A 13,036-nucleotide genomic window follows, 5' to 3' on the forward strand; every position below is an offset into this window, starting at 1 on the left:
GAATTCTTAATGGCTCTCTGGGATGCAAAAATTATTCCTGGTCTGAAGTTGGATTATTGTCTTCTGTCGTCGTATCTTCTATCGTCGTAGTTCCTTCGGGGGCAGTCTCCTCAACTGTGTTTGTAGGACTCAGAGTCTCATCTCCCTCAGATTCATCGACAATTTCGGCTGGAATTCGTGCCAGAGAGACAAGCTTGTCGTTTTTATCCAGTTTGATGACTCGCACTCCCTGTGTGTTACGGCCAACCTGGCTGATTTCTCGTCCTCGCACGCGCTGGATGATCCCATTTTTGGTGACCATGAGGACTTCATCATCTTCGGCAACAGAAAGAATATCTACGACCTGACCGTTTCTTGCAGAGGTGCGAATGTCCCGGACCCCTTTGCCTCCTCGTTTTTGACGGCGGTAGTGCATTCCGCTACGTGTTTCCTGTTCAGCATCAGCTTCAGCTTCATCTTCGACGTCAGTATCGCTGGCGGAAACCTCTTCTTCCGTTTCAGGTAATTCTTCGTCCGTTTCATCTGCCGTAGGGATGAATCCAAAGGGAGTCCGTTTGCCGTAACCATTTTCGCAAACACTTAATAAGCAGTTTTCAGAATCGGCAATCACCATTCCGATCACGTTCCCTGTTTTGGCAAGTCGGATCCCTTTTACGCCTCGGGTATTGCGTCCCATGCTGCGCGCGTCAGATTGAGCGAATCGAATCGACATTCCCTCAGAAGTCGCCAGTAGCAAATCTTCTCCAGGGGACACGATCAGCGCTTCGACCAGTTCATCATCGTCGTCGAGTTTGATCGCGATGATGCCGCCGCGCTGTACGCGACTGTAGGCAGAAAGTGGTGATTTTTTGATAATCCCATTTTGTGTTGCCATTATCAGGAAGCGTTCTTCATCAAATTCACGTACGGCAACGCAATTTGAAACGGTTTCATCTTCCTGAAGTGAGAGCAGATTGACCAGCGCACGGCCTTTGGCAGTACGCCCCTGCAGAGGCAGGTCATAGACCTTTTGCCAATAGACGCGTCCTCTGTTGGTAATAAACAACAAGTAGGAGTGGGTGCTGGCAACGAACAGGTGCTCAATCGGATCTTCATTGTCGGTTTTGGCACCTTTGATGCCTTTACCACCTCGGTTTTGCGCCTGGTAGGTATTCAACTGCGTGCGTTTGATATAACCCCGTTGTGAAAGCGTCACCACCATGGGTTCTTCTGTAATCAGATCGTCCCGGTTGACGTCGGTTAGTTCATCATCGTTGATATCAGTACGCCGTTTGTCAGCAAACTTCCCTTTAAGGTACAGCATATCATCGCGAATCATATCGCGAATGTGATCTTCATCAGACAGCAGGTGCAGATACTCAGCGATGTCTTTGAGCAGTTCTTTATGCTCATCACTCAATTTTTCGCGTTCCAGGTTTGCCAGAGAGCCCAATTGCATTGAGACGATGGCTTCGGCCTGATTGGTAGACAGGGAATAATATTCATGAACTCCCTGTTCGGTCTGATATTCCATAAACCCGTCTGCACCAAGCGCGCGTTCGATTAACTTACCGTCAACCTGCATGCCTTGCAGACTGATTTTGGCTTCGGCTCGACTGGAAGAATTGCGAATGGTTTTGATGACTTCGTCGATGTCAATCTGCGCAATCATCAAACCTTCGACGGTGTGCTTTCTCTTGCGTGCTTCCGCAAGCAGGAATTCGGTCCGACGGCGAATGACGTCAATTCGGTGCAGGATAAACTGCTGAATTAATTCTTTGACAGACAGTGTTTCCGGGCGGTTTCCAACCAGTGCCAACAGAATAAGGCTGAAGGTGCCCTGCAGGGGAGAAAACTTGAATAACTGAGCGAGCACGACTTCTTTGTCTGCATCCCGTTTCAGAATGATCTGCAGATGAACTTTCCAGGGAGGGACGTTGCGGTCTGTGAGGTCGACAATGCGCGAGATTCCCTTGACGCGATCATCGCGAACCAGTGTTTCCAGTTTTTCCCGGATCCGGTCACGTGTTTCCATATAAGGAATTTCAGTGACGACGATCACATCCGATTGTTTTTCGGTTTCGAAGTGGGTGCGGGCACGGAGTGTGACGGTAGACCGACCTGTCGCGTAACCTTTCCGGATGCCGTAGCGACCGCAAATGATTCCGCCGGTTGGAAAGTCAGGGCCGGGCATGACCTGCAAAATTTCATCAATGGTGGCATCCGGATTGTCGATCAACAGTGTGACAGCGTCGCAGACTTCTCCCATATTTTGAGGGGGGATGCTGGTTGCCATACCGACCGCAATCCCACTGGAACCGTTAACCAGCAGGTTGGGAAATCTGGAAGGGAGGACAACCGGCTCATTGTTTCTCTGGTCATACGTGGGAACAAAGTCAACGGTGTTCCGATTGATATCGTCCAGCATTTCGGCAGCGACCGGAGAAAGTCGTGCTTCGGTGTAACGCATGGCAGCCGGCGGCAATCCCGCCAAAGACCCAAAGTTACCCTGTTTGTCAATCAGGACGTTTCGCATCACCCAGTCTTGTCCTAAACGGACCAGTGTGGGGTAAATGGATCCGTCACCATGGGGGTGGTAGTTACCACTAGTGTCACCGGAAATCTTTGCGCATTTTACCCGAGATGAACTTGATCCAAGGTTCAAATCGTTCATGGCGACAAGAATTCTGCGTTGAGATGGTTTTAAACCATCGCGTGCATCAGGTAGCGCGCGGCTGATAATCACACTCATTGCATAAGTGAGGTAGCTGTCGCGCATTTCATCCTGGATGTCCAGGTATTTAATATTCGGATCAATATTCGGCTTTTCGCCGTTGTCGCTAGCCAATCCTTGTTCTCCTTAAGGAAATTAACTACAGATAGTTTGGTCTCAATTGTTGTCTGATTGAAATTAGCCCATAATGTGCATAGCCAGTACGAGCAGTCGTTTAAGAAGATGCACTGGGAACTAACTCTGACACTCCGGAAACGATTTGATTACGTTAAAATGGATGCCAGTTTTATTGAAAAAAACTCGATAGAGGGTCAGCCGTTTCTCTCAAAACCAAGGTTAAAAGCTAAGTAATTCGCTGCAGAATTCCAGTCCTTAAAACATCTTCAAATTGTAGTCAAATTCACGCGAATTCACAACTAACAAGGCACCTGAATTTTGCAGCCTTCTAAGGGAGAAAAACCTTGAAAATCAATAAGTTACGTTCTCAGATTAATCATTGAGGGGAACACGTTCGTTGCATAGAATAGAGAAAGTATCCGTGGGTGTTCTCAGATCGAAATCACGCATGGAATTCCCTTCCGAAAGCAGGGTTTATAAAAGCTGTTTTTTCCTATGAATGAATCAGAACCTCCAGAGAATTTAGAACCTGCTACGGATAGCCCTGCTGTAGACCGGGAACAGCAGGATTCTGAATTAAATTATAAAGAATCACACGAAAAAACTCTGAAACAATCTCCTGAAGAGGAGTCGCATGCTGCTCACTTGAGTAAAGACAGGTTCTCGTTACCTACAAAAATCCCCGGATACGTCATGATTCGATCTCTGGGAGAAGGCTCTTATGGCTCCGTATGGCTGGCGCAGGAAGAGAACACCGGGAAGAATGTCGCGATTAAGTTTTATACCTACCGTCGAGGCTTGGATTGGTCCTTGTTGAATCGGGAGGTCGAGAAGCTGGCAGAATTGTATACCTCCCGGCATATCATCAGCTTACAGGGGGTTGGCTGGAATAGCGACCCGCCCTATTACATGATGGAGTACCTGGAGAACGGCTCGCTTTCTTCCTTTTTGGATGCAGAGCCTTTGCCTGTTTCCGAAGCGGTACGAATTGCCAAAACCGTTTTACTGGCACTGGTTCACGCGCATGGCCGAGGGATTTTGCATTGTGACTTAAAGCCGGCGAATATTCTGATCGATGCCAATTTTGAACCCCGGCTTTGTGATTTTGGACAATCCCGACTTTCAGACGAGCAAAGCCCTTCTCTGGGGACATTATATTACATGGCCCCCGAGCAGGCTGATCTGCAGGCCGTTCCTGATTCGAGGTGGGACGTTTATGCGTTGGGGGCCCTGCTCTATCATATGTTGTGTGGCAAGGCGCCTTATCGGACGGCTGAAAATGAACTGGCCATACGAAAATTGGATTCGCTTGAAGAAAAATTGAAGGCCTATCGAGATTTAATTCGGACTGCGCCGCGTCCTGCTGAACACCGAAAAGTCACTGGAGTGGATCGACGTTTGGTTGAAATTGTTGATCGTTGCCTGGAGCCCGACCCCAAAAAGCGGTTTCCTAATGCGCAAGCGGTGTTGAGCAGTTTGCTTCAAAGAGAGCAGCATCGAGCCAGAAGGCCTTTGATTGCTTTGGGAATTATCGGACCGCTTCTGTTAATTCTGGGCCTGATCCCGGTTGCGGGGGCAGCCGTTAATCAAATGGTACATAAATTTCGGGAAAACCTGACGGACCGGGCTCTTAGTAGTGATTACATTTCAGCGGATTTATTGTCGCAATATATGGAACGGGATCTCCAGGATCGCCAGGAACATCTTGTCGACCTCTCTACCAGAACACTATTAAGACAAAACCTTCAGAAGTATCAGGATGAAAAATTGCCCGAAGAATCCACACTTCAGGCGATATCTGATTATCTGAATCAAGAGAAAGAATTAGTTGACAAGAAACGGACAGAGTTGAAACGAGAGAAAGATGCGAGTTGGTTTCTCACCAATGCGAATGGAACGCAGATTTGGCGTGATCCGGTGAGACCCACGATTGGACAGGATTTTTCTCATCGTGACTACTTTCATGGACTTGGGTTGGAGTACCCCAAGGGTAAAGCTCCTGAAGGTATCAAGCCGATTACCAAACCTTACATTTGTCAGGTGTTTATGAGTGACGCGACTAACCAATGGATGGTGGCAATCGCTGTTCCTGTATGGGATTCGAAAGAGGAAAATGTGCTGGGGGTCTTGGCCCGGACAACGCATCTAGATCAATTGCTCACGGGATTCGATGAAAGCATCCGTGGTAATTCGGAACGAATTGGAGATCGCAAGATTGCGCTGATTGATAACCGTGACGGAAAAGTGTTGGCACATCCTGGAATGACAACAAATACGCTACGGAAAATGAGCCGTGAAGAAGTAGATCGATTGGTTCTCAAGGAGAAGCACCTCAATCAGTTGCAATTATCGATGTTGGCGCAGCAGAAAAAACAGTCTGGTCCTATGCCCGCGGTGGTTAACGATTATCATGATCCTGTAGAAGCAGTACTTTCAGAGGATGATCAGGATAACGTCTGGTTGGCAGCCTTCTCGCCAATCGGTACCACCGGTTGGACTGCTGTTGTTCAGGAACGGCGTAGTATGGCTTTACGTCCCGTTGCCGAAATGCGCAGCTGGCTCATTGAATATGGTTTGATTGTGTTGGTGACGAGTTGCCTGCTGATTTTCACGGTCTGGTATTTTGTGATGCGAGTTCTGACCGAACGCCGTGAATGGGACTGGTCTCGCCAGCAGTCGGAAAAGCGTTCCGAGCAAGGCTCAACTTCGGCCAGTTGGCCTAATCATCCACATAGTTCTTGAAACCATTCTTTTGGAATATGAGGGAGAATTTTCTTGTTGGAATTAATGATGTATGGAGCAAGCCCAAAGAATTCCAGCAAACTTAGCTTGGAGGCCGGTCAGGAACTTGTATTGGGACGGTCTCAGGATGTCCCGATTTCGGTTTCCTGGGATGATCGAATCTCCCGAAAGCATGCGCTGCTGACGGTACAACAGAAACAGGTATTGGTGAAGCGGTTTCCATCAGCTGAGAACCAAATATTTGTTTCTGGAAAGGAGCAGGATGAGTTTCTGCTAAAACCAGGCAGTGCGTTCGTGATTGGTTCCACTACATTTCAACTGACGGATTCGGTTTCCAGTTTTGCATCGCCGCGCGAATCCCCTTTAGAAGAAGTGACGTTCAAACCAAATGAATTATTAAAGGTCAGATATCGAGATGCCGATCAGCGAATCGATGTTTTAGCCCACTTGCCAGAGCTGATTATGGATGCGCGAAACGAGGCGGATCTGTATCATCGACTGGTGACGATGTTGCTGTCAGGTGTGAAGCATGCCGATGCTGTCGCGGTCGTTCGTTTGAATGCGGAAGATCGAGTTGAAGTTCCCTTTTGGGAACGCAGACGCCAGACCCAAGGGGGGTTCCATCCAAGCAGTCGTCTGGTACTGGAAGCGGTCAAAAAGAGCAGGCGGAGCGTTTTGCACGTCTGGGCTTCCAAAGAAGATGTCCCAGACGAGGATGATTATACAGCAGTTGCGGAATTTGACTGGGCATTTTGCACACCCGTTGAAGATGGTGATTCAGTCAAGTGGGGGCTGTATGTGGCAGGTGAGTTGAACCATCCCTTTCAGTCATCGATTCCTCAAGGGACCAGTGGCATTGATCTCCAGGCGGATGTGAAGTTCACGGAACTGGTTTCGTCAATTGTTAAATCGGTCAGGCGTCTTAATCAACTGGAACGACAGCAGGCTGGTTTAAGGCAATTTTTCGCTCCTCCGATCCTGGCTGCTATCGGAGACAATCTGAATACAGAGATTCTGGAGCCTCGGGAATGTGATGTGACCGTCTTATTTTGCGATTTGCGGGGATTCAGCCAGCACGCAGAGGATTCGTCGGAAGACTTAATTGGTTTACTGGATCGAGTCAGTCAGGCGTTGGGAATTATGACCTCACATATACTTGATTTTGGAGGTGTGACTGGTGATTTTCAGGGAGATGCGGCGTTAGGATTCTGGGGATGGCCTTTCTCTTCCGAATTGGCGCCGTTAGATGCTTGCCGCGCTGCTTTAGCAATTCGCGCTGCTTTCGAGCAGCTCAAGCTGCAGACCGATCACCCCCTTTCTGATTTTCGGATGGGGATTGGCATTGCTCATGGAAGAGCCGTTGCCGGGAAGATTGGGACCAGTGAGCAGGTAAAAGTGTCTGTCTTTGGGCCGGTGGTCAACCTTGCCAGTCGCCTGGAGGGCTTGACGAAGCACCTGCGTGTTCCGGTTTTAATGGATGAAGCGACGGCGCAAATCGTCAGGAGTAAGCTGGATCGTCAGGAGGGACGAGTTCGAAAGCTGGCTCGGATTCTTCCCTATGGAATGGAAAGACCCGTGGTGGTTAGTGAGTTGGTTCCACCAGAAACGCAGACAGAAACTCTGACGGATGAACAGATTCAATGCTACGAAACAGCTGTTGACTGTTTTATTCAAGGGCAATGGGAAGAGGCATTTCGATTGTTGCATGCAATTCCTCCTTCCGATCGCGCACAGGACTTTCTAGCGTTGCAAATTACTCGTACAAACCGTGTTGCTCCTGCCGACTGGGATGGGACTATCAGGTTTGATAGTAAGTAGTTTCGTCAATCCAAGTGGGTGTCCCATTTGGAGGGATTTACCTGCTGTTCGGGTTTTGCTGTCTGGGTGGAATACTGATGATAAGCAATCTACTTCTAGACAAAAATTTTCAGAAACCTCAGCCAATTGCATAAAGTTGACCTATTTTTTAACAACGGACGTCACGGCATCGAGTTTGTGATTTAGTCCTGAACAACTTGGGTAGTCAGAACAGGCGAGAGATTTTGCCATGAGCAATGTAGAACTATTAGTCGAGTCGGATACAGAGTTAACAGATCAAGATTTTAAGGTGACTGAAAAAATTGAAATTGATAATCGGTCTCAGGAGATGTTGCTTGTCTTAAATGAAGTCTTTGATTCGATTATTCCACCGACCCAATCTTAAGTTATGATTTTTTAGGTAGTAGGTTCCTCTCATGCTCCAAGCATCAGAAAAATCAAATGCTCGCGTCCTGGTGATTGACGATGACCCCCTCTTTCGTAATCTGATGGTTTCATTTTTGCGTAGAGAGTACATTGTCTCTGTAGCCAGCGATGGTTCCGAAGGATTTTACAAGGCATTGGAATATCCTCCTGACATTGCCATTGTTGATGTGCAAATGGCAGTATGGGATGGGTTACAAACGCTGAAGGCGTTTCGTTCTCATCCGGTACTCAGTCAGACGAAAATTATTATGCTGACTTCCGATGCGAGCAAAGAAACGGTTGTTGCTGCCATTCAGGGAGGCGCCAATGACTACATTATTAAAACCAGCTTCTCCAAGATGGAGTTTCTGGAGAAAGTTCGCAAATTTACCCAACCTGGCTTTACGCGGGTTGCGAATACTCCCAATTCTTCCAAGCGACAGCAGTCGACATCTGCACCAGTTGTTACTGCAACAACCCCTAATCTAGAGCAGCGTGGCACTGAAAATCATAATTCAAATGTGGCCCCCAGTTCGGTTGAAGATCAGTTAACGGGGTTGAATCTTGATCAAACCGAAGAAGAAGCCTTGGAAGAAATGATGGATGACTGGGATTGAGTGCGGCTTGATCGCCAGATTCACAACTCTCATTTCCGACCAGCAAACATGATTAGAGTCAAATAAAAAACCGCACAGGTAAGAGTCTGTGCGGTTTTGTTTTTATCTTGTGAGGCAATTGGTTTACAGTGTTTCTTTTGAAAACTTGGCAATGATATTGCCGAGGAATCTTAAGAATCCTTTATCCAGTTTTGCCTTACCGGAGATGGTATCCTCTTCTCTTTTCATCACAAAAGAGAAGGTATCATCGGAACTGGTCAGGGACTCTAAGGCCATCTTACGGAGTTCCTGTTTTCCTTTTTGATCACGGATTTTGTTGAACAGTTTCAGCCAGGGAAGTGCCTTCACATTCAACTCGATCACATTCGGACTGATCGTTTCGGGAGGGGCTTCTGTGACTGTTTTGGCTGCCGTTTTAATACGTTCGATAGCGCCCGGGCCAGCGGCCATCCAGAGCGATTCTGGTGTACTGCCTACGTATAGTGCTTCCCCTGCTCCAAACAGTTCATAAAAACCGGCTTGTTGTTTTTCTACAATGTTGATTTTATGAATATTCAGGGAGTCTTCTTTAACAACATCAAGCTCAACGGTTTGTCCGATGATCAGCTTGGGTAGGAGTGCGACAACTTCTTTGAGTTTGGCTCCGTCCGTTGACCGAATTCCCCCGAGCATCACATGTTTTTCACCATCAGCGTTGGTATCTATGAAACCATCAATCAGTGATGTTTCCTTGCCGGCATCCAGCATTTCAATAACAAGTTCAGCAACTTTACTGCTGGCAGTCTTTTGTTCCTCTGTCAGTTTTTTATTGTTCGTAATTCGTTCTTTGAGTGTTGGCAGGAGTAATTTATAAAACTCAGTGATATTTGTTTTTCGCATTTCATCGAGAGGATGATTGATTCTACCGTTGAGAATGCCGTCCTGCTTGACTGGGACCTTGGCAAAATAACTGGGTTTTGTGGCAAACTGTTTAATACTGTCATCCAGAGAAGTACCCGCGATCGCTTTAAGAGTAAAATCGAGGCGTCCTTCATGCTTTGCGGCATCAGTGGTCCAGCCGATGACCATTTTTTGTGATTCTGCAAACAGTCGCTCGACTTCATCCATTTGATGAGTGAAGGCCAGTTTTCTCAGTTCGTATGCGTTTTCCGATTCATCTTGCTTTTTCTTGACAGCTGCCAGCAACTGTTTGCGGGTGCTATTCATCGATTTTTTACGTGCATCGACCCCTTCTTTTTCATTCGTAATCAATGCACTAAAATCGTATTTTTGATTCAACAGTTCCTGGACCCGTTTGAGAGGATCTTTGATCTCCTCTACCTCTGAGAGTTTTTCAGAGATGACGACATATTTGTAGTCCTGCAGGTATTTCATAAATCCTTGGAAAAGGTTACCCAGGATATAAGGTCCATTGCGTTGTTTCTTCACAGAAATTTCGAAGACTTCCAAAGCTTCACGAAAAGTTCCGAGGTCCTCAACGGGAAGAATTAACCGATATCGTTCCTGCTGATTTTCTCCCAGCAAAATATCAATTCGCATGGGACGTTGTTTATCGATCCCTTCCAGGAAGGTGGGCAGCAACTCATCGAGGTTGCTCCAGCCTTTTTTATCATCAGCAAGATCAAGGACCAGATATTTCAGGTCGGCAATCATGCCCTCGGCATTGATCTGGACTAGCGAGATGTTCGGAGCCGAATTCTCTTCGGCCGAGACTGCTTTGGGGACGGAAATTCCGAGTAACAGGATTAAGGCAACATGAGCAATGCGGCTCATACATTTCCTCCATGATGTATTTCTAGGGATCGATGGTGATCAACAATAACTGCCAGGGTCTGATTTAGACTTATTCGGTGTTAGTTCCCTGCTAAAACGTACCACTGGCGGATGTTAGTTTATAATGAAAGTGGTGAATAGGGAACTCTGGTTGAAGAAATAACTAAAGTCCGAAATCGTTAAAGCTCACAACGGGTAGAACAGGCGGATTTGGGGTGACGTGCCTAATGTACACTTCCTGTGTGAGGTTGGGTTATCCAAGCCAGTACAGAATAAAAATTCGGCGGGATTTCTGGGAAATAATTAAGGATGTTCTACAGCAAACACAAAAAAACGAAAACTAGGGATCAATAAACAGGACAAATGACCTGAATCGAACCTTACAGGTTTTTCGGTTGTTCCTTTGAAGGGGATGTGCTGGCATCGTCGTTTTTCTTAGTAGCCTGGATTCCACTGATTAGTCCCAGGTAACCTGAAATGCTTTCAGTAGGAGTGTAGCGGTTGGAATCCAGCAACTGTTTGACAGGAGCGATATTTCCCTGAATTGCAGCAACGGCCCCAATGGTATTCAGCATGTCTTCTCGTAAGACGGGATCTTTGATCGCTGTTGTGAATTGAATCGCCTCTTTTAACTTCGACTGATTCATTAATGAAGAAAGTAATTGAAGTGAAAGTTGCCCTTTCCATGCCTTCTTTAAATCTGACTGGTTAATTTCATAGGCGGCCTGTTCCGGTTTTCCATTCATTACCAGTGAAGTTGTTTGTTTTATTAACGTGTCTTCTTTCGATAAATCTGGCATAGATTGATTCAATGCCGTTTTGATCTGTGTTTCTAATTGATTGTTCTTCTGATCAATTGATTCGAGGATGACAGCTGGCAGACTTGTTTCCAGCAGCGTATCTTTCAAATTATCATTGGTCGCCTGTTGACTGCTTGCGGCTATCTTCCATGCCTGTGCGGCTAATTGGGAACGAGTGGCTTGGGAAAGCAGCTTGACTAGAAGAACCTGTCTGTTTTCCGCAGCCGATTTCAGATTGCGTAATTGTTTTTTGTAGTTGTTGATACCTCTGCGAAGGCGATCACTCGAGTCAAGATTCAGGGCTTCTTTGATCTGATCTCGAAAATTAAAGTTGGATGCTTCACTATTTTTGGTTTGGACTGCAGCTACGCTGGGGGCGATCGCACGAATTGTCTGCACAGAATTATTCAGGAATTTGACCGCTTCTGCTGTTTGGCCTAGTTCAGACTCCGCGCAGGCGATTTGAAGGTATGTCTGAGCGAGAAAATCCAGCGGTGCGGCATCGGGGAGTGCCATTTCACTGATCGCTTTGATATTTCCCAGAGTGACGGGAGTGGGAACCGGTGTGCCTGACAAAAACGAGATTGATTTTGTCAGGAAAACACGGGCTGGTTCCGGTTGCTTCAGGGAAATCAGCTTTCTGGCACAACGGGCATACATCAAAGCATTGCCGGTGGGTGACAGTTTCTTCTCTGCAGGTTGAATTTTAGCAATTTCTGGTTTCTGTTTCTGTTTAACAGACTGTTCTATCTGTGCGAGTGACCATTGCGTGACTGCTTCTGTTCGTTCCATTGAGTCAGGAGCCAACGCCGCCCAGTTCAGGGCTTCTTGAGGATAACCGCGGGCAATCAGAATCAAAGTCGTCGCTACCCACTGGGGAGAATCCCAGCGATGATGCAGATCGATCAGTGACTCAAAATCATATTGATTGGTTTCATGAGCAATCTGCAGTGAGGCAGAGAGTTGTGCCAGACTATTTTCAGCTTGATATTTTTTGACCAAGTCGATCGCCAGGTCTTCTTTGCCGGCTGCGACCCAGAATGCTGCCAGGCGTGCGACCAGATCGAGCGAGTCCCGCCCACCAAATTCGGGAATCTGTTTTGAGAGTTCAATGGTTTGATCCAGCGTTTTTTTTAATTCTGGTCCTGATTTCTGTTTTAACTGAATCCAGCCAATTTTGATCAACGGAAAAATTTTATAAAAAGGGAGAAGCGGTTTAACGGCGTCAATCCGCTCAATCTGTCCTTGTGAGTCTTCGATATTTCCCGTGATGGCGTAGGCCTCGGCAGCCAGCCGTCGACTGAATGGTTTACTACGGTTATTTCGTAAACGGGAAAGGTCAACGATTTTTTCGAGTGCTTCTTTCTGAACTACTGCAGTCGAGACCGGAGTGACCGGATCTTTGCTGGATGGCTGCTGTTTCGTCTGGGTATCTTTTACCAGCGGGTTGACTTTGGGTTTATCATTATCAGACTGCTTCGATCGACCAGCAGGATCTGTAATGATTAGCTGGTCAAACGGTTTTGCCAACTCTGAGCCATCAGGGACTTGGGTTAATTTATAATAGCCGCCTCCCAGACCTGCGATGACCACAACAATTATTGCGATCAGAGGCAGTTTTGATTTTTTCTTTTCCTGTGGTTTGACTTGCTCGGCCGCTTTACGATCTTTGGCTTCCGGGTCGGGGACCAGAAAAACCGGCGCCAGGCATTCGGGATTACGACATTTCACTTCTTTTCCGACTATCTTGGGAGAAGCGAATCCGGGGGTATCACACATGGGACACACGACACGAAACATTTTTCCTTTCACGGGTTTACGCAATAAGGGAGTTACTTTTTCGGACTGTTTCTGGCGTTCCAGTTCAAACGGGTCATCATCAGAAACCGTTTCCCGTTTTGTTCGTTTTGTGAGTTGCGGTTTCTGTCCCGAAGCCTCTTTCTTTTCAGCAGCAGGTTTACGTGAAGCAGAAGCGGACATTGCCGCGCCACAGAAAGGACATTCTGCTGCGTCTTCATCGAGAACTGATGCTCCGCAAGATGGGCAAGTTG

The 13,036-nt window shown here is 47.0% G+C and carries 6 protein-coding genes; 3 read left to right on the forward strand and 3 right to left on the reverse strand.

What is annotated here, in order from left to right; all coding sequences use genetic code 11:
- Nucleotides 1–31 precede the first annotated feature (31 nt).
- On the reverse strand, nt 32–2,827 hold the full coding sequence (gyrA, locus tag AAC022_RS16075; RefSeq protein ID WP_339732577.1) for a DNA gyrase subunit A: 2,796 nt from the start codon (nt 2,825–2,827) through the stop codon (nt 32–34).
- A gap of 498 nt (nt 2,828–3,325) precedes the next feature.
- Here gyrA and AAC022_RS16080 point away from each other — a divergent pair, with 498 nt between their 5' ends.
- The 3 genes from AAC022_RS16080 (at nt 3,326) to AAC022_RS16090 (ending at nt 8,412) form a co-directional block, all read left to right on the forward strand.
- The gene (locus AAC022_RS16080) at nt 3,326–5,572 is read left to right on the forward strand and encodes a serine/threonine protein kinase (protein WP_339732578.1); all 2,247 of its coding nucleotides are present in this window, start codon (nt 3,326–3,328) and stop codon (nt 5,570–5,572) included.
- 33 nt (nt 5,573–5,605) lie between these two features.
- Nucleotides 5,606–7,390, forward strand: a complete 1,785-nt coding sequence (locus tag AAC022_RS16085) for an adenylate/guanylate cyclase domain-containing protein (protein ID WP_339732580.1) — start codon at nt 5,606–5,608, stop codon at nt 7,388–7,390.
- A gap of 416 nt (nt 7,391–7,806) precedes the next feature.
- Nucleotides 7,807–8,412 (forward strand): response regulator, encoded by a 606-nt coding sequence (locus tag AAC022_RS16090; protein WP_339732582.1) that lies wholly within the window; start codon nt 7,807–7,809, stop codon nt 8,410–8,412.
- Between the two features lie 123 nt (nt 8,413–8,535).
- Here the strand turns inward: AAC022_RS16090 and AAC022_RS16095 are convergent, their stop codons facing one another.
- Together AAC022_RS16095 and AAC022_RS16100 are read right to left on the reverse strand one after the other, a co-directional pair.
- Entirely contained in the window at nt 8,536–10,185 is a 1,650-nt protein-coding gene (locus tag AAC022_RS16095; RefSeq protein WP_339732584.1) for a hypothetical protein, read from the reverse strand.
- Between the two features lie 380 nt (nt 10,186–10,565).
- Nucleotides 10,566–12,965, reverse strand: a complete 2,400-nt coding sequence (locus AAC022_RS16100) for a hypothetical protein (protein ID WP_339732586.1) — start codon at nt 12,963–12,965, stop codon at nt 10,566–10,568.
- Between the last annotated feature and the right edge of the window lie 71 nt (nt 12,966–13,036).

The organism is uncultured Gimesia sp. (assembly GCF_963976445.1).
Taxonomy (GTDB): domain Bacteria; phylum Planctomycetota; class Planctomycetia; order Planctomycetales; family Planctomycetaceae; genus Gimesia.

What these genes read in the sequence shown, in the direction of transcription:
- AAC022_RS16090 (WP_339732582.1), top strand. Translation starts at nt 7,807, where the DNA reads ATGCTCCAAGCATCAGAAAAATCAAATGCTCGCGTCCTGGTGATTGAC.
- AAC022_RS16080 (WP_339732578.1), top strand. Translation starts at nt 3,326, where the DNA reads ATGAATGAATCAGAACCTCCAGAGAATTTAGAACCTGCTACGGATAGC.
- AAC022_RS16100 (WP_339732586.1), bottom strand. Translation starts at nt 12,965, where the DNA reads ATGTCCGCTTCTGCTTCACGTAAACCTGCTGCTGAAAAGAAAGAGGCT.
- AAC022_RS16095 (WP_339732584.1), bottom strand. Translation starts at nt 10,185, where the DNA reads ATGAGCCGCATTGCTCATGTTGCCTTAATCCTGTTACTCGGAATTTCC.